16 protein-coding genes are annotated in these 18,413 nt (G+C 31.9%); 10 read left to right on the forward strand and 6 right to left on the reverse strand.

Going from position 1 to position 18,413, the window contains the following annotated elements; translation table 11 throughout:
* The first annotated feature begins 34 nt into the window (after window positions 1–34).
* Together ACE3PD_RS05715 and ACE3PD_RS05720 are read left to right on the forward strand one after the other, a co-directional pair.
* Window positions 35–451 carry a lipocalin family protein gene (locus tag ACE3PD_RS05715; RefSeq protein WP_374400433.1) on the forward strand — a complete coding sequence of 139 codons (417 nt, stop codon included), beginning with the start codon at window positions 35–37 and terminating at the stop codon, window positions 449–451.
* 1 nt (window position 452) lies between these two features.
* Window positions 453–749 carry a DUF721 domain-containing protein gene (locus ACE3PD_RS05720; RefSeq protein WP_026724607.1) on the forward strand — a complete coding sequence of 99 codons (297 nt, stop codon included), beginning with the start codon at window positions 453–455 and terminating at the stop codon, window positions 747–749.
* A 63-nt stretch (window positions 750–812) separates the two neighbouring features.
* Here the strand turns inward: ACE3PD_RS05720 and aceA are convergent, their stop codons facing one another.
* Together aceA and aceB are read right to left on the reverse strand one after the other, a co-directional pair.
* On the reverse strand, window positions 813–2,090 hold the full coding sequence (gene aceA, locus ACE3PD_RS05725) for an isocitrate lyase (protein WP_374400436.1): 1,278 nt from the start codon (window positions 2,088–2,090) through the stop codon (window positions 813–815).
* A gap of 86 nt (window positions 2,091–2,176) precedes the next feature.
* On the reverse strand, window positions 2,177–3,757 hold the full coding sequence (aceB, locus tag ACE3PD_RS05730; protein ID WP_374400439.1) for a malate synthase A: 1,581 nt from the start codon (window positions 3,755–3,757) through the stop codon (window positions 2,177–2,179).
* A gap of 192 nt (window positions 3,758–3,949) precedes the next feature.
* On the opposite strand from aceB, the gene ACE3PD_RS05735 reads away from it, so the two are divergent.
* Window positions 3,950–5,425 carry a helix-turn-helix domain-containing protein gene (locus tag ACE3PD_RS05735; protein ID WP_374400547.1) on the forward strand — a complete coding sequence of 492 codons (1,476 nt, stop codon included), beginning with the start codon at window positions 3,950–3,952 and terminating at the stop codon, window positions 5,423–5,425.
* Between the two features lie 53 nt (window positions 5,426–5,478).
* Here the strand turns inward: ACE3PD_RS05735 and ACE3PD_RS05740 are convergent, their stop codons facing one another.
* Together ACE3PD_RS05740 and bshC are read right to left on the reverse strand one after the other, a co-directional pair.
* Window positions 5,479–5,898, reverse strand: coding sequence for a nucleoside-diphosphate kinase (locus ACE3PD_RS05740; RefSeq protein WP_159779243.1), 420 nt, complete (start codon window positions 5,896–5,898; stop codon window positions 5,479–5,481).
* A gap of 184 nt (window positions 5,899–6,082) precedes the next feature.
* A complete protein-coding gene (gene bshC / locus ACE3PD_RS05745) occupies window positions 6,083–7,672 on the reverse strand; it encodes a bacillithiol biosynthesis cysteine-adding enzyme BshC (RefSeq protein ID WP_374400441.1) in 1,590 nt (529 codons plus the stop codon).
* Between the two features lie 132 nt (window positions 7,673–7,804).
* On the opposite strand from bshC, the gene ACE3PD_RS05750 reads away from it, so the two are divergent.
* The 7 genes from ACE3PD_RS05750 to ACE3PD_RS05780 all read left to right on the forward strand — a co-directional run bounded on the left by ACE3PD_RS05750 (window position 7,805) and on the right by ACE3PD_RS05780 (window position 16,041).
* Window positions 7,805–9,031, forward strand: a complete 1,227-nt coding sequence (locus tag ACE3PD_RS05750) for an ATP-binding protein (protein WP_374400443.1) — start codon at window positions 7,805–7,807, stop codon at window positions 9,029–9,031.
* Window positions 9,022–9,516, forward strand: a complete 495-nt coding sequence (locus ACE3PD_RS05755) for a hypothetical protein (RefSeq protein WP_374400446.1) — start codon at window positions 9,022–9,024, stop codon at window positions 9,514–9,516. The genes ACE3PD_RS05750 and ACE3PD_RS05755 overlap by 10 nt, the downstream gene beginning before the upstream one ends.
* Window positions 9,517–9,523: 7 nt before the next feature.
* A complete protein-coding gene (locus ACE3PD_RS05760; protein ID WP_374400448.1) occupies window positions 9,524–11,722 on the forward strand; it encodes a radical SAM protein in 2,199 nt (732 codons plus the stop codon).
* Between the two features lie 92 nt (window positions 11,723–11,814).
* Window positions 11,815–12,300 carry a biotin/lipoyl-containing protein gene (locus tag ACE3PD_RS05765; RefSeq protein WP_374400451.1) on the forward strand — a complete coding sequence of 162 codons (486 nt, stop codon included), beginning with the start codon at window positions 11,815–11,817 and terminating at the stop codon, window positions 12,298–12,300.
* Window positions 12,301–12,425: 125 nt separating this feature from the next.
* Window positions 12,426–13,865, forward strand: a complete 1,440-nt coding sequence (locus ACE3PD_RS05770) for an acetyl/propionyl/methylcrotonyl-CoA carboxylase subunit alpha (protein WP_374400549.1) — start codon at window positions 12,426–12,428, stop codon at window positions 13,863–13,865.
* 42 nt (window positions 13,866–13,907) lie between these two features.
* On the forward strand, window positions 13,908–15,449 hold the full coding sequence (locus ACE3PD_RS05775) for an acyl-CoA carboxylase subunit beta (RefSeq protein WP_374400453.1): 1,542 nt from the start codon (window positions 13,908–13,910) through the stop codon (window positions 15,447–15,449).
* Between the two features lie 46 nt (window positions 15,450–15,495).
* The gene (locus ACE3PD_RS05780) at window positions 15,496–16,041 is read left to right on the forward strand and encodes a peroxiredoxin family protein (RefSeq protein ID WP_374400455.1); all 546 of its coding nucleotides are present in this window, start codon (window positions 15,496–15,498) and stop codon (window positions 16,039–16,041) included.
* Between the two features lie 67 nt (window positions 16,042–16,108).
* Here ACE3PD_RS05780 and ACE3PD_RS05785 read toward each other — a convergent pair whose 3' ends face one another.
* Together ACE3PD_RS05785 and ACE3PD_RS05790 are read right to left on the reverse strand one after the other, a co-directional pair.
* Complete coding sequence (locus ACE3PD_RS05785) at window positions 16,109–16,714, reverse strand: DUF6705 family protein (RefSeq protein WP_374400457.1); 606 nt, start codon at window positions 16,712–16,714, stop codon at window positions 16,109–16,111.
* Between the two features lie 187 nt (window positions 16,715–16,901).
* The gene (locus ACE3PD_RS05790) at window positions 16,902–18,350 is read right to left on the reverse strand and encodes a glyceraldehyde-3-phosphate dehydrogenase (protein WP_374400459.1); all 1,449 of its coding nucleotides are present in this window, start codon (window positions 18,348–18,350) and stop codon (window positions 16,902–16,904) included.
* Window positions 18,351–18,413: the final 63 nt, after the last annotated feature.

Raw genomic sequence — 18,413 nt, forward strand, 5'->3', positions numbered from 1 at the left:
ATTGTAATTTTATGGTTTAATTTATAATAATAGTATGAAAAGAATTCTTTTGTTAATTGTTTTATTTTCAGTGTTTTCATGTAAGCAGAAAATAACAGATACTGATATTTCTAATTTAAATGGATATTGGGAAATAGAAAAAGTAGAACTTCCTGATGGAGATAAGAAAGAATACAAGGTGAATGAAACGATTGATTTTTTTAAAATCGAGGAAAATAAAGGTTTTAGAAAAAAAGTTATGCCACAATTGGATGGAACTTACTTAACAAATGATGTTCAAGAAGACGTTACTGTGGTTTTAAAAGATGGCGATGCGTCACTACAATATAAAACTACTTATGCTTCATGGAATGAAGAAATTATCGAATTAACTAAAGATAAATTAGTAGTTAAAAACGAACAAGAAATTGAATATTATTATAAAAGACCAGCAAAATTTTCAGTAAAATAAAATGGCTAAGCGATTTAACGAAGAGAGTTCGATAGGAGATGTATTAAAACAATTTATTTCTCAAAATAAGCTGGAAGCAGGTATGGATGTAGTAAATGTTCGTGATGCTTGGAAAAATTTAATGGGAAATGGAGTAAATAATTACACAACCGAAATTCAGCTCAAAGGTTCTACATTGTATGTAGCTTTATCGTCAGCGGTTTTGCGTGAAGAATTAAGTTATGGAAAAGAAAAAATCATCAAGATGATTAATGAAGAACTCAGAAAAGATTTGGTAACGAATTTAGTTTTACGGTAAAAAGAAGCCCCAATTCTTTATCCAATGGGGCTTCAACAAACTCAAAATTAAAAATTAATAAGATTAAAATTGCGCAGTTTCTGTAGAATCTTTCATAGCTACAGTTGAAGATAATCCTGCAGTAACTGTGTTTTGGACTTCATCGAAATAACTAGTTCCTACAAAGTTTTGATGTTTTACAGCTCTAAATCCTTCTGCTTGTAAAGCGAATTCTTTTTCTTGTAACTCAGAATAGCCAGCCATTCCTCTTCTTTTATAAGCTAAGGCTAATTCAAACATTGAAGTGTTTAAAGCGTGGAATCCTGCCAATGTTATGAACTGGAATTTATATCCCATTTTGGCAATATCTTCTCGAAATGTTTCCATCTGAGCTACTGATAATTTTGCAGCCCAGTTAAATGAAGGCGAACAATTATAAGCCAGTAATTTTCCTGGATATTTTGCATGAATTGCAGATGCGAATTTTCTTGCCTCTTCTAAATCTGGTGTTGATGTTTCTAACCAAACTAAATCTGCATAAGGAGCATATGACAATCCTCTGTCAATTCCTTGTTCAATTCCAGCTTCAACGTAAAAAAAACCTTCAGGTGTTCTCTCTCCTGTAATAAATTTTCTATCTCTTTCATCAATATCGCTGGTTAATAAATTGGCAGCATCGGCATCGGTTCGTGCCACAATTAATGTTGGAACTCCCATTGTATCAGCTGCTAATCGTGCTGCAATTAATTTATTGATAGCTTCTTGTGTTGGAACTAATACTTTTCCGCCTAAATGTCCACATTTTTTTGCAGATGAAAGTTGGTCTTCGAAATGAACTCCTGCAGCCCCAGCTTCAATCATGCTTTTCATAAGTTCAAAAGCATTTAAGTTGCCTCCAAAACCCGCCTCTGCATCGGCTACAATTGGAACTAAATAATCTTTTTTATTTTCAACTTTGTTCACAGACTGAATTTGGTCGGCGCGTAACAATGCATTATTAATACGCTTAACAACTAATGGAACACTGTTAGCAGGATATAACGATTGGTCAGGATACATTTCGCCAGCTACATTTGCATCAGCAGCTACTTGCCAGCCACTCAAATAAATAGCTTCTAATCCAGCTTCTACTTCTTGAATAGCTTGATTTCCTGTTAGTGCGCCTAAACCTGCAACCCAATCTTGATTGTTTAATTTGTTCCAAAGAATTTCAGCTCCACGGCGCGCAATAGAATATTCAATTTGATATGAACCTTGCAGTTCTACTACTTTTTCCGCTGTGTAAGGTCTTTCGATACCTTTCCATCTTGGATTTGTTGTCCAATCTGTAACTAATTGTTGAATTCTTTCTTCAGTTTTCATAATTTTGTGGTGTTTTTAGATAGTTATTATTTTGTAATTATTTATGGATAGACTGTCGGATGTTGCAGCATTCGGCAGTTTTTTTGTTAGTCTATATACTCGTATGCTTTCAAGGTTAAAAATTCGTCTAATTCTGAATTTAATATCATATCTGTGAATAGTTTAGTCGCTAATTCAAATTTTCCTGAATTAAATCGTTCTTCTCCAACATAATTTTTGATTTTGATTAACTCTTCAGAGGTGTATTTTTGATATAATTCTGCGGTGCATTTTTCTCCATTTTCAAGAATAACTTCTTTATGTAACCAAAGCCATAATTGTGTTCTTGAAATTTCGGCTGTGGCAGCATCTTCCATCAAATTGTATAATGCGGCAGCACCCATACCCATTAGCCAAGACTCTATGTATAAAATTCCAACATTGATGTTTTTACGAACACCGTTTTCAGTTACAGTTCCTTTCGGAAGTTCTAACAATTGTTCTTCTGTTATATGCAATTCAGCTCTTTTAATGTGCATTTGGTTTTTTGTTGGCATATTTTCGTTGAAAACTTTCATTGCTAGTGGTACTAATCCTGGATGAGCTACCCAAGTGCCATCGTGTCCGTTTTTAACTTCTCTTTCTTTATCTGTTTTTACTTTTTCATAAGCTATTTCATTTGCATATTCGTCATTTTTTATTGGAATTTGCGCTGCCATTCCTCCAATAGCTAGTACATTTCTTTTGTGACAAACTTGAACTACTCTTTGCGAATAGGCACTCATAAAAGGGCTAGTCATTGTAACTTGGTCTCTATCTGGGATCATAAAACCAGGCTGTAATTTTAGTTTTTTGATGTATGAAAAAATGTAATCCCATCTTCCACAATTTAATCCAGCCATATGATCTTTTAATTCATATATAATTTCATCTAATTGAAAGCTTGCAGTAATTGTTTCAATTAAAACGGTTGCTTTTATTGTTCCAACGGGAATTTTGAAGTAGTCTTGTGAATACAAAAAAACATCGTTCCACCAACGAGCTTCTTCATAATGTTCTAATTTTGGTAAATAGAAAAATGGAGCTAATTCTTGTTTTATTAGCGTTTCTGCGTTGTGGAAAAAGAATAAGCCAAAATCTACTAAAGCGCCAGAAAAATTTTCCCCGTTTAATTGAATGTTTTTTTCTTCTAAATGCAAGCCTCTTGGGCGAACTAAAAGTGTGGCTGTTTGATTATTTAATTGATATTTTTTTTCATTTTGTTCTAATGAAATGGTTTTGTTTATAGCATCTTTTAAATTTTGTTGCCCATCTAATAAGTTAGACCAAGTAGGAGAGCAGCTATCTTCAAAATCAGCCATAAAGACTTTTGCGCCAGAATTTAATGCATTAATAACCATTTTTCTATCAACAGGTCCTGTAATTTCAACTCTTCTGTCTAGCAAAATTTCAGGGATTGGTGCAGCAGTCCAATTGCTATTTCTTATTTCTAATGTTTCTTTTGGGAAATGAGGTTTTTCGCCTAAATCAAAACGTTTTTGTTGTTCTTTTCGCTTCTCTAGTAATTCTAATCTTTTTGGATTGAATTTTACTTGTAGCTTTTCTATAAATAATAAAGCATCATCTGAAAGGATTTCAGGATACTTTTCTTGTTGTTTTACTTGAAGTTGTGAGATATTCGTTTCCATAATTAGAAAGTTTATTTGTTTGATTGGTACAATATTATAAAATTAAAAAATATAAAACAAGCGAACGTTCGCAAAAATGTAAAATAAATTTTAAAAATGTTTTTCGCAAAAATGTATTATATTTGTTTTCTGTTGTAAAATGAGGCAAAGAGCAAAAAATGTTTTCTATTTTTTTTAAATAATTTAATGATGATTGAAGAAGAATATATTCGTTTGATTTTTGGTTTAAAATTGAAACAAATCAGAACCGAAAAAAATCTATCGTTGTTTGGTTTGGCAAAAATGACAGGTTTGTCTAAATCGTATTTAAACGAAATTGAAAAAGGAAAAAAATATCCTAAAAGAGATAAGATTGTACTCTTATCTGAAGCTTTAGAAACAACATATGATCAATTAGTTTCTTTAAAATTAGATAAAAATTTGGCTCCAATTGGAGAGATTTTGCAGTCTAGAATTTTAAAAGAGATTCCATTAGATATTTTTGGAATTAAAGAAAGCGATTTAATTGATATTATTGCAGAGGCTCCAGTTAAGGTTAACGCCTTTATTAGTACACTTTTTGAAATTGCTAAGCACTATAATTTAACACGCGAAAGTTTCTTTTTAGCGGCTTTACGTTCATACCAGGAAGCAAATAATAATTACTTTGAAGAAATTGAGCTACAGGTTGAAAAATTTGCTAAAGCATATTCGTTAGATTTGAATAAACGTTTAAATTCAAAAGATTTTGAAGAAATTTTAGTTGAAGAATATGGTTATACAATTGATAATGATGAGTTAACCCAACATAAGGAATTGAATAATTTGCGTTCTGTTTTTGTACCAAACTCTAAAACTCTTTTGGTTTCCTCTGAAACAGATGATTCGCAACGAATGTTTATTTATGCAAAAGAAATTGCTTACAACTTTTTGAATATAACGGATAGATTGTTTACTTTTTCATGGATAAAATTTGATAGTTTTGATCAAGTTTTAAATAATTTTATAGCTTCATATTTTGCAGGAGCTTTGTTAATTCCGCGTAAATTACTAGTTGCATCACTTAAATCTTTTTTTGATAAGAAAACTTTTTCTACTAATGATTTTCAAATGTTGATGGATGGTTTTACAGATTCTCCTGAAACCTTTTATCAACGATTAACGAATGTGTTACCAAAAGATTTTAATCTGAAAAATTTATTCTTTTTGCGATTTAGTTACAAACCTGAACGTACTGATTTTCAGTTGACCAAAGAATTGCACATTACAAATTTATTAGAACCACATGCGAATGAACGCAATGAGCATTACTGTCGTAGATGGATATCTTTAAAAACAATTCAAAATTTGACAGAAACAACTGAAAATCATGTATTAGATAGTCAGATATCTTCTTATAATCATACAGATAATGAATATTTTGTAATTTCTTCGGCTACAAAAGATCCTTTTAGAAAAGGTTATTATAGAAGTATTGCATTAGGTATTATGATTAATCAACATTCTTTAGGTAAAATAGCTTTTTTGCATGATGAAAATATTAAACGAAGAAAAGTTGGTGTAACTTGTGAGTCTTGCTCAATTTCAGATTGTTTAGAAAGAGTTGCACCACCAAAAAATTTAGAACGAAAAGCTCGTTTTTTGCAAACCGATATGGTTGTGAAGGAGATAATGGAAAAATATAAATAAAAAAAATCCAGATTTATTAAATCTGGATTTTTTTATATGATAAATTCTAAAAATTAGAATTGCTCTCTTCCTGCAAAGTGGAAAGCACCTTCGATAGCTGCATTTTCATCAGAATCAGATCCGTGAACTGCATTTTCACCAATTGAAGTAGCGTATTTTTTACGGATAGTTCCTTCAGCAGCGTCTGCTGGATTTGTAGCACCAATTAAAGTTCTGAAATCCTCAACAGCATTTTCTTTTTCTAATATAGCTGCTACGATTGGACCTCTTGTCATAAATTCAACTAATTCACCAAAAAATGGTCTTTCGCTGTGTACTGCATAAAATTTTTGTGCATCAGCTACAGTTAATTGTGTTAATTTCATTGCTACAATTCTGAAACCACCTTCTGTAATCATATTTAAAATTCCACCGATGTGTCCGTTCTCAACCGCATCAGGTTTAATCATTGTAAATGTTCTATTTGTTGCCATTTTTATCTTTTTAATTTGGGTACAAAAGTAGTTATAAATCTTTAAAATAGAAATAAAATATAGCTTTTTTTAAAGCAAATTGTTCAGGCTTTTTTGGTTTCCATTTTCCTGCTGTCCGCACTACGCGGTAGTTCGCTCCCATCAGGGCTAAAGAGTCATTTTTGGAGTTCTTGCACTTTTGTTTTTACAAGCTAATTACTGTAAATTCGTTTTCCAAAAGTTTTAATTCCTTCAATAGAACTGCAATAAATTCATCTCCGTAAGACTCATAAAAAGGACTAAAGTTAGCTGTGCGTTCTTGTAAACTTCCGTTTGGAAATAATGAATTTTGCAGCTCTTTTATTCGCTCTAATTTTTCAGTATGAATTCTTTTTTCAGCTTTAAGTAGTTTTTTTTCTAAATTTTCTAAACCTTTTAATTGTTTTACTTCTTGTGCTTTTACAGCACCTAAAAATGATTTGTCGGTTTGATTTGCAATAGTATATAAAGCTTCAAACTGATTTTTAAGAAATGTTTTTTGTTCGCTGAAATCAATAGTGAAATTGGAAAATTCTTTCGTTTTTTTGTTGATTAAATCTTTTTGTTTTTGGAAAACATCCGTCCACTTTAAGCCTAAATTTTCCATTTTTTTATGCTGTTTTTTTGTTGCAATTAAAACAGAATTACGAAGTAACAAAATTGGGAATGTAATATTATTCGCTTCAAAATTAGATTTCAATTCTAACCAATAGGCCAATTCGCCACCACCACCAATGTAACATAGGTTAGGTAAAATCACTTCTTGATACAACGGACGTAAAATTACATTCGGACTAAAATTCTTTGGATTATTCTCTAATTCAGTTAAGATCTCGCTTTCTGAAAATGATAATTGTGTATTGTTAATTTTATAATTTCCATTTTCTAAAATGATACGCTCACGTAAATTATCTTGAATGTAAAATAAGTTAATTTCCCTCGGATTTACCTGAACGTTATATTCTTTTAATAATGGAAGTGTTTCGTTAACTTTTTTGAATGATGTTTGTTCCAATAATTCATTTTTAGCATAAGGAACAAATAATTTTTTTAGTTCCAAATCATCTCCATCAATAATTATTAAGCCTTCATTTTTGAATAATTCATTTGCTAAATAACGAGTTGCATCTGTTAGATTATCATGTTCTAAATAGGAATTTTTAAATAATTCTCGAAGATAATTGGCATTATTTCCTAAGCCTAGCTCAGTTGAAAATTGCTCAAAAACTTCTTCTAATCCAGAAGTGTTTAATCTCCCAACCGGTCCTTTACTATCTTTTTTCCACTGTATTTTCTTGCCTTTGAAATTGAAGAAATTGATTTCATCAAAATCATGATCTTCAGTTGCCATCCAATATACGGGGACAAAATTATGTTCCGGATAAGCTGTTTTTAATTCTTTCGTTAAATTAATTACCGAAATAATCTTATACAAAAAATACAATGGTCCCGTGAATAAATTCAATTGGTGACCAGTTGTAATCGTATAAGTGTTTGAGCTTTTTAAAAGTTCAATATTATTTGAAGTGGTTTCAGAAACCTCAAAATTTTGGTATTGATTTAATAATGCTTTTGCTAAAATTTCACGGTTTTTAATTGGAAAATTTTCACTTTTTTCCTCTATTTGAAGTCCGAAATTTTCTACTGTCGGAAACCGATTGTACAACGTTTTTAATTCAGCCTTTTGGTCTAAATAATCTACGATTAGTTTTGAAAAATATCCCGAATTTTGATACGTAATACAGTCGTTTGGCATTTTAGCAATTTTTTTTGCTAAAATACTAAAAAATCATTTTTAAAATATTATTGAAATGATAAAATCCAATTTGTTGGGTGCTTTGAAAGAAAAATAAAATGAACTACATTTGTTTTGTAATTAAAAAATAAAATGACATCAATTAAAATCAAACATTTCGGACCAATAGTTGAAGGTTATACAGAAAACGATGGGTTTATCAATATTGATAAAGTCATGATATTTATTGGAGGTCAAGGAAGTGGAAAAAGTACTGTGGTTAAATTAATTTCAACTTTATCTTGGTTAGAAAAGGCTTTATTTAAAGAGGCCATTTCAATTAAAGATGTTATTGAGAATGGGGCTTTTAAAGATGTATGGTGTGAGTATCAATCAATTCAAAATTATTTCAAAAAGGATTCATTTATAGAGTATAAAGGACTTTTCTTATACTTTAGATATGATTCTGGAAAAATTACTTTAAAATTAGATGAAAATGCATCTTATTCATTACCAAAGATAACATATATACCTGCAGAAAGAAATTTTTTAAGCGTTTTAGAAGATTTGGAAAATGTAAAAGGCTTGCCAAAATCTCTACAATGGACATTAGATGAATATATAAGAGCTTGTAGAAGCCAAAAATCTCCAATTCCTATAGGTATAAATGAAATTTTATTTGAGTATGATAGAGATAAAAAAGAGACGTTTATAAAAGGAAAGAATTTTGATGCTTTAAGATTATCTGAAGCATCAAGTGGAATTCAATCGGTTGTTCCAATGATAAATGTAATGTATTATTTAGAGTTTTTTATAAATAATAAAAAAATAAATAGTATTGAAAATTTGAGTTTTTCAGAGAGAGAAAGATATGAGAAACTCGAAGAGTTATTGTTGATTAAAGATAAGAAAAATAAAAATAGTAAAGAAGGTTTATTTGAAATTTTAAAAGGTAAAGTTTTGCCTCAGCATTTATTTACAATTGTTGAAGAAATTGAACAAAATTTGTTTCCTGAAAGTCAAAGAGAAATTTTAATTAATGCATTGAATAGAGTTAATAACAAGCTTGAAAATCATTTGATTTTAACTACTCATAGCCCATATATTATAGCTTACACAACATTGGCAATGAAAGCTTATAATGTTAAAAAACTAACTGATAATGAATCAATTTTAAAAAAAATTGATAATGTAATTCCTTTAACTTCAACTATTGATTCAAGTCAAACAGGAGTTTATCAAATTAATGATGAAGGTCAAATCATTTCATTAATAAGTAAAAGTGGCTTAATTTTAGATAATAATTATCTTAATAATTCTTTAGAAGACACCAATGAATTATTTAATGAGTTATTAGATTTAGAAGATTTATGCAAGTAGATTTTTTTAAAACCAGTTGTATTCCCAGTGAAACAAATGTTGAATTATTTGGGATTCATGATGAAACTAATAATAATGTACCTGCTTATTTGGTGTTTGATGAATTTAAATCTTGGATGCTAACAATACAAAATAATAAAAATAAGATTGTAGTATTTTATCCAATAGATAATTGTTTAAAAATTTTTAAGCCTGAAACAAGAAATAAAGAGAGTTTATGTGATGGTTTTTTTATTTATGAAGATAATATTTGTTTTGTTGAGCTTGCTGAAAGTAAACATAAATCTCCTCAAGAATGTATTGACCAGTTGATTTCAACTTTAACTTTTTTTAATACTTATCATTCTGCTGAACAATATTCTAAAAAATATGCTTTAGTTTCAAATATTCGGAAAATAACATCTTCTATAAGTACTGAAAGGCAAGAAAATTTTAAATTTAATACAGGTTATAATTTAATAATAAAGACGAAAATAGAAATTTAACTCTCTTTTGAAAGACATTCTCTTAATCACACCACCTTTTACCCAACTGAATACACCGTATCCAGCAACGGCTTATATCAAAGGTTTTTTGAATACCAAGAACATTTCCGCTTACCAAATGGACTTAGGTATTGAGGTGATTTTAGAAATGTTTTCCAAAAATGGTTTAGAAAGTTTGTTTCAAGTTTCAGGTTCCAAGTTGGAAGAATTTGGACCGAATTCGCAACGAATTTTCGCTTTAAAAGACGATTATATCAAATCCATTGATTCCGTAATCGCTTTTCTTCAAGGTAAAAATCCATCATTAGCGCGTCAAATTTGTTCAGGAAATTTTTTACCTGAAGCCTCTCGTTTTGACCAATTAGACGATATGGAATTTGCGTTTGGTTCCATGGGAATGCAAGACAAAGCGAAACATTTAGCCACTTTATATTTAGAAGATTTATCCGATTATATTGTAGAATGTGTGGATGAAAATTTTGGTTTCAGTCGCTATGCCGAGCGTTTAGGAAGAAGCGCGAATTCTTTTGATCAGTTATACAATCATTTGCAAAATGAATTAACGTTTATTGATGAAATCACCATCAAAATTCTGAAAAAAAGAATTGAAGAAGTTCAACCTAAATTAGTATGTTTTTCTGTTCCATTTCCGGGGAATTTATACAGCGCTTTCCGTTGTGCTCAATTCATAAAAGCCAATTTTCCGAATGTAAAAACGGCAATGGGTGGTGGTTTTCCTAATACAGAACTTCGAGAGTTAAAAGATACAAGAGTTTTTGAATTCTTCGATTTTATTACGTTGGATGACGGAGAATTACCTATCGAATTATTAATTAATCACGTTTTAAATTCCCCTCCTTTGGAGGGGTTAGGGGAGGCTAAACGAACTTTTCTTTTAGAAAATAACCAAGTCGTCTATAAAAACAATTCCACTCGTCACGATTACAAACAAAGTGAAGTAGGAACTCCAGATTATTCTGATTTACTATTAGATAAATACATTTCCGTAATTGAAGTTGCTAATCCAATGCACAGTTTATGGAGCGATGGTCGTTGGAATAAACTCACCATGGCTCACGGTTGTTATTGGGGAAAATGTACTTTTTGTGATATTTCTCTAGATTATATTAAGTTATATGAACCAATAGCTGCCAAAATTTTGGTGGACCGAATGGAAGAATTAATCGCTCAAACAGGCGAAAACGGATTCCATTTTGTAGATGAGGCAGCGCCACCAGCTTTAATGCGTGAAGTAGCTTTGGAAATTATCAAACGAAAATTAATGGTCACTTGGTGGACTAACATCCGTTTTGAGAAAAGTTTCACGGCTGATTTGTGTTTATTGCTAAAAGAATCAGGCTGTATTGCGGTTTCTGGTGGATTAGAAGTAGCTTCGGATCGACTTTTAGAACTAATCAAAAAAGGAGTAACTGTCGAACAAGTAGCGCAAGTAACCCGAAATTTCACCGAATCTGGAATTATGGTGCATGCCTATTTGATGTACGGTTATCCAACGCAAACCATTCAAGAAACGGTAGATAGTTTGGAAATGGTGCGTCAATTGTTTGAATTAGGTGTTTTGCAAAGTGGTTTTTGGCATCAATTTGCTATGACTGCACATTCACCTGTGGGAATGTTTCCAGAAGAATTCGGAGTAATTCCGGAGCAAAATGAAATTATGTTTGCTAATAACGACATCAATTTCAAAGATAAAACCGGAATCAATCACGATAAATTCAGCTTCGGATTAAAAAAATCGTTATTCAATTACATGCACGGAATCTGCTTTGATCATGACTTGCAAGATTGGTTCGATTTCAAAATTCCAAAAACAAAAATTTCACCTGACTTTATTTATAATTGTTTAGAAAAAGAACATAATTTCTCAGTAAAACCAAATGCTAAAATTGTTTGGATAGGAGGAAAACCTCAAACCGAAATCTTCACCAAATCGAAAAAAGGAAATTCTTGGGAAATGATGAAATTAACGTTTCACAACAAAACTCAAACGTATGATTTTTCTGTAAACGTCGAAGAAGGAAAGTGGCTGGTGGATACTTTAGAAAAAATTTCAGTTTACACAGATAGCAAAATGACTTTTTCGCAATTGAAATCAGATTTTGAACAACAATTTGATGATTTCGAATTGTTTTGGTATTCAAAACCAATCAATACTTTACGCCAATTGGGATTATTAACTTTGTAAGAACTATAGCATTTTTCCAAATTTTATGAGATTTAGCATTTACGAAAACGATTTCTTTTCGTAAGTTTACGTCCACTAAAAAAAAATCTCATATGGATAACATTTATAAGCTTTTAGTAAACAATGCTGCTTCGTTTGAAGTTACTGAAAATGACCTTCAAAATTTAGATGCCGTAAAGGTAGATGAAGCTAAGTTTCACGTACTAAAAGACAACAAACCTTATAAGGCTGAAATTGTATCGGCTGATTTTATTTCCAAAAAATATACTGTAAAAGTTAATAACAACACTTATGAAGTAGCTATTTCCGATGCTTTAGATGAGTTAATCAAAAGTATGGGAATTGAGCGCGGAAGAACAAAAGTGGTAAACGCTATCAAAGCGCCAATGCCAGGTTTGATTTTAGAAATCAACGTTTCGGTTGGACAAGAAGTAAAAGAAAACGATCCTTTATTGATTTTAGAAGCCATGAAAATGGAAAACTGTTTCCTTTCACCAAGAGATGGAGTTATCAAATCAATCGCGGTTGAAAAAGGAAATGCTGTAGATAAAGGACAATTGTTAATTGAATTCGAATAAATAGTTTAGTTTCAGGTTTAAAGTTTCAAGTTGCTTCATTAATCGAATTTATACCAACTGAAACTTTTACACAAACTTATTTAACCTGAAACCTCAAACTTGAAACAAAAATCAAGATGAAAGAAATTAAGAAAATATTAGTTGCCAATCGTGGTGAAATTGCTATCAGAGTAATGAAAACTGCAAAAAAAATGGGAATCAAAACGGTGGCGGTTTATTCGTCTGCCGATAGAAATGCATTACACGTTAAATATGCTGATGAAGCAGTTTTAATTGGAGAAGCAGCGTCAAGTCAATCATATTTACGAGGCGATAAAATCATCGAAGTTTGTAAGGAACTTGGAGTTGATGCAGTTCATCCAGGATACGGATTTTTGAGTGAAAACTCATCTTTTGCAGAAGCTTGTGAAAAAAATAACATCATTTTCATCGGACCAAAATCAAAAGCGATAGAAATGATGGGAAGTAAATTAGCAGCAAAAGAAGCTGTTAAACATTACAATATTCCAATGGTTCCTGGAACAGAAGATGCTATCACCGATATCGAAGCTGCAAAGAAAATTGCAACAGAAATTGGTTTCCCAATTCTAATCAAAGCTTCAGCTGGTGGTGGAGGAAAAGGAATGCGTGTTGTGGAAAAAGCAGAAGATTTCGTTTCTCAAATGGATAGAGCGATTTCGGAAGCAACCAACGCTTTTGGAGACGGTTCGGTTTTCATTGAGAAATACGTTACCAAACCTCGTCACATCGAAATTCAAGTAATGGCGGATAGTCACGGAAATATTGTCTATGTTTTCGAAAGGGAATGTAGTATCCAACGCCGTCATCAAAAAGTAGTTGAAGAAGCACCATCTGCGATTTTGACTCCAGAAAAACGTAAAGAAATGGGTGAGGCGGCTGTAAAAGTGGCTAAAGCTTGTGATTATTTAGGAGCAGGAACTGTTGAGTTTTTGATGGATGCTGACCATAATTTCTATTTCTTAGAAATGAATACGCGTTTGCAAGTAGAACACCCAGTTTCGGAATTAATTTCTGGATTGGACTTAGTAGAATTGCAAATTCGCGTAGCGCGTGGCGAAACTTTACCAATGAAACAAGAGGATTTACAAATCAAAGGTCACGCCATGGAACTTCGTGTGTATGCCGAAGATCCAATGAATGATTTCTTACCAAACGTAGGTTTCTTAAGTACTTATAAATTACCAGAAGGAGAAGGAATTCGTGTAGATAACGGAATCGAAGAAGGAATGGATGTGCCAATTTACTACGATCCAATGCTTTCAAAATTGATTACCTACGGAAACACGCGTGAAGAGTCTATCGAATTAATGATTAAAGCGATTGATAATTATTTGGTGGAAGGTGTTCACACTACGTTACCTTTTGGGAAATTTGTTATGGAGCACGAAGCGTTCCGTTCAGGAGATTTTGATACGGGATTTGTGAAAGCATATTATGATGCTGAAAAACTAAAATCAAAATTAGATACGGAAGCTGAAATTGCAGCCATGATTGCATTTCAACAATACGTAGAAGATCAAAAAGTACTAAGATTGCCAAATTAATTGGCACATCGACAAATTGTCTAATTGACTCATTGAAAGAAAATGGAAGATAAAATTAAAGTTTTAAACGATAAAATCGCTTTGGCCAAATTAGGTGGAGGCGAAAAAAGAATAGCAGCACTTCACGCTAAAAAAAGATTAACAGCAAGAGAGCGTGTCGAATATTTACTTGACGAAGGTTCGTTTGAAGAAATCGGAATGTTAGTTACACACCGTACTACTGATTTCGGGATGGAAAAAGAAATTATCTATGGCGATGGAGTAGTAACCGGTTACGGAACCATCAACGGAAGATTGGTATATGTTTTTGCTCAAGATTTCACGGTTTTCGGAGGTTCATTATCAGAAACCCATGCTGAGAAAATCTGTAAAGTAATGGATATGGCAGTGAAGAATGGAGCTCCAATGATTGGATTAAATGATTCTGGTGGTGCACGTATTCAGGAAGGTGTTCGTTCCCTTGGTGGTTATGCGGATATTTTCTACAGAAATGTTCAAGCTTCTGGAGTAATCCCTCAAATCTCAGCTATTATGGGACCATGTGCTGGTGGAGCCGTTTATTCTCCAGCTATGACCGATTTTACTATGATGGTAGAAAACAACAGTTACATGTTTGTAACGGGTCCAAACGTTGTGAAAACTGTTACGAATGAAGAAGTAACTTCAGAAGAATTAGGTGGAGCAGCAACTCATGCGTCTAAATCTGGAGTTTGTCATATCACTTCTCCAAATGGTGTAGAATGTTTGGAAGATATTAAACGATTATTGAGTTACATCCCACAAAATAATAGAGAAACGACTCCAAAATTACCTTATGTATTGCAAGATGAGGTTCGCGAAAAATTAGACACACTTGTGCCTGATAGTGCGAACAAGCCATACGATATGCACGAAGTAATCAGCGGAATTATCGATGAAGATTCGTTCTTTGAAATTCATAAAGATTTTGCAGATAATATCATTGTAGGTTTTGCTCGTTTAGGTGGAAGAAGTATCGGAATTGTGGCTAACCAACCAATGGTTTTAGCCGGTTGTTTGGATGTAAATAGTTCGATTAAAGCGGCAAGATTTGTTCGTTTTTGCGATTGTTTCAATATTCCTTTGTTAGTATTAGAAGATGTACCAGGATTCTTACCAGGAACCGATCAAGAATGGAACGGAATCATCACGCACGGAGCAAAATTATTATACGCATTTAGCGAAGCGACCGTTCCAAGAGTTACTGTAATTACTCGTAAAGCATATGGTGGAGCTTATGACGTAATGAATTCAAAACATATTGGTGCCGATATGAATTTTGCTTGGCCAAGTGCAGAAATTGCAGTAATGGGAGCAAAAGGAGCTTCGGAAATTATCTTCAAAAAAGAAATTAGCGAAGCAGCTGATCCAGTAGCCAAATTAGCAGAAAAAGAAGCAGAATATGCTGAATTATTTGCAAATCCTTATACAGCAGCGCAACGTGGTTTTATCGATGAGGTAATTTTACCTAGAGATACACGTAGAAAGCTAATAAAAGCGTTTAGTATGTTAGAAAACAAAGTGGTCGATACACCAAAACGCAAACATGGAAATATTCCGTTGTAAGTAATATTCAAATTTTATAAATGAAATCTTTAACTAGATGATGAAAATGAAATCAAAAATCGGTTTTTTAATAGCGCTAACTGTAATATTATCTTCAATTGTTTATTTTTATTCAAGATCTAAAAGTGCTACGTTGCCAGATCCAATTTTAATTAATTTTGAAAAACAAAAAGTAGCTAGCTTTTCTGATTTTTGGAGTATTTATGACAAAGATGGTAGTGAGGTTTCTTTTAAGAAGTTTAAGAAAAAGGTATTGTTTATTTGTTATGTCTCAACAAAATCTGAGGAAAGTTTAAAGCAATTGGAATCTTTGAAAAAAGTCTATGACGATTATAAAACAAAAATGGATTTTTTGTTACTATCAAATGATAACCAAACTAAAATGATTCATTATTTAGATGATAATGAGTACTATTTTCCTTTGTACTTTTATTTAAGTGAACCGCCAAAAGAATTTGAGGTTAAGAAATTACCACAATCTTATCTAATTAGCAAAAAAGGAAGAATTCTTGTAGATAGTAATGAAGCTGTTAATTGGGATTCTACAGAGTTTAGAAAAGTTTTAGATGGATTAATCTCTTCTCCAAAATAATAGCTTTTTTACAGATTTTTAAAACCATTCCACAACTTTTTACTTTTAAAGTGGTTGTGGAGTGGTTTTATTGTTTTATTAAAGTAAACTCTCCTATTGGTAAAGCAAAATCAGGTGCTGTGGGCTGACCTTCTATTTCAATAACTCTTGAAATATTAGTTATCTTTATTTTCATAACTTCTTGACCACCTTCTGTAGTTCTTCTTAACACTAATTCGGCAAATCTCTCAGAAACAACGTCTTCAATTTGTGTACTTAATCGATTTTCTGTTAAACTGCAAGATGTACATTTCCAAACTCTATAATTCTTATCAACAATTAAATTGCCTTCAATCTTATGATTTCTTTGATTCAAGTAAGTAGTTGTTATTTCAGAAAGTGTATTTGCAATTTGAACACCATCTTTTATGTATTGGTATTCACCAATAATTAAATCTTCATAATATTGACTATTGTATTGCAATACTTTTTTTACTAATACAATTTTTAAAGTAGTACTGCCACTTGTATAAACATAGGTACCTTCAAAAGGGTTGAGTAAATTATTAACATCTTTATAATAAGCACCGTTAACCTCTGAACCATCATCATCTATAATGTCAATAATTGGTGATTGAGCTTTACAATTAATTGAAAGTAATAATAAAACAAGTATGTTTAAATTTTTTATCATAAATAAATTGAAGAAGAAAATTTTCTTGAGTTTGTTTTTTTAAACAATTTCAACAAATAAATGAAACTTTTTTGAATGTGTTGTTGTAGTTTTTCTGTACATTTTGTTAAAATTTCAATATTTTTTAATTGTTGCAAAAAAAAGCTCCTAGTTTTCACTAAGAGCTTTTCAAATTTTATGCTATCTACTAATAGTAGCTGTATCTTCTTACTTTAGCAATGTATTTCGCTAAACGAATAACTTGGTGGCTGTAGCCGTATTCATTATCGTACCAAACATACATTACAATGTTTTTTCCGTCTCCAGAAACAATGGTTGCGTTACTGTCAAAAATAGCTGGAGCAGAAGTTCCTACGATATCTGAAGATACTAATTCATTGTTTAAAGAGTATTTAATTTGCTCAACAAGATCGCCTTCTAAAGCATATTTTTTCATAATGTTGTTAACTTCTTCAACTGAAGTATTTTTTCCAACTTCTAAGTTCAATACTACTAAGGAACCATTTGGAACAGGAACACGAATCGCATTCGAAGTTAATTTTCCAGCTAATGCAGGTAATGCTTTTGCAACAGCACTTCCAGCACCCGTTTCGGTAATAACCATGTTTAAGGCAGCAGCACGACCTCTACGGTATTTTTTGTGCATGTTGTCTACTAAGTTTTGGTCATTTGTATAAGCGTGTATAGTTTCTAAGTGTCCTTTTACTACACCTAAAGTATCTTCAACCGCTTTTAAAACTGGAGTAATCGCATTGGTTGTACAAGAAGCTGCTGAGAAAATGTTTACATCGTCTGGGTTGTAATCTTCATGATTTACGCCGTAAACGATATTTGGAACCCCTTTTCCAGGCGCCGTTAATAAAACTTTATCAGCTCCTTTTGAAGTTAAATGACGCTTTAGTGCTTCTTCAGTTGTGAAAGCTCCAGTGTTGTCGATAACTAATGCATCTTCAATTCCGTATGCGGTATAATCAATTTCTTCTGGTGTGTTTGCTGTAATGATGTGAACTGTTGTTCCATTGATCAATAACGCATTGTTTTCCGGATCAGCAATAACTGAACCGTTGAAATCACCATGAACGGAATCATAACGTAATAATGAAGCTCTTTTTTCTAATAAAACCGCATCACTTTTATCTCTAGTTACAATCGCTCTTAAACGTAATTGTTGTCCTTTTCCAATTTTCGACATCATTTCACGAGCTAATAAACGTCCAATTCTACCAAATCCATATAAAACCACATCTTTTGGTTTAATTTCTTGATAGTTTTTTGCGTTTTTTAATTTGTCGATTACGAATGCTTTTGCATCATTGTATTTGTCATCTTCTAAATGATATTCGTAAGTTAATTTTCCAATATCAATTCTTGAAGGTGGTAAATCTAAATCAACGATAGCGCTTGCAATTTCAACTGAGTCGAAAACGTTGATTGGTTTTCCAACGAAAGCACCAGCATATTCATGTAAATTGATGATTTCGCTTACGTTTTTGTCGATTAATTGATTGCGGAATAAAACCAATTCGATTGATTTATCATACCATAAATCACTAATGATTTTAATGAATTCTACACCAGCTTTTCTTCTGTCTGCCTGAAAAGCTAATTCTTTTTCGTATAAAGAGATATTGTTCATGAAAATAAATGTGTTGTTTTGTGGTGCAAAAGTATAGATTTCAATCGTTTTCGTAAAATTTTT

This window comes from Flavobacterium sp., assembly GCF_041911335.1.
In the GTDB taxonomy this organism is placed as follows: domain Bacteria; phylum Bacteroidota; class Bacteroidia; order Flavobacteriales; family Flavobacteriaceae; genus Flavobacterium.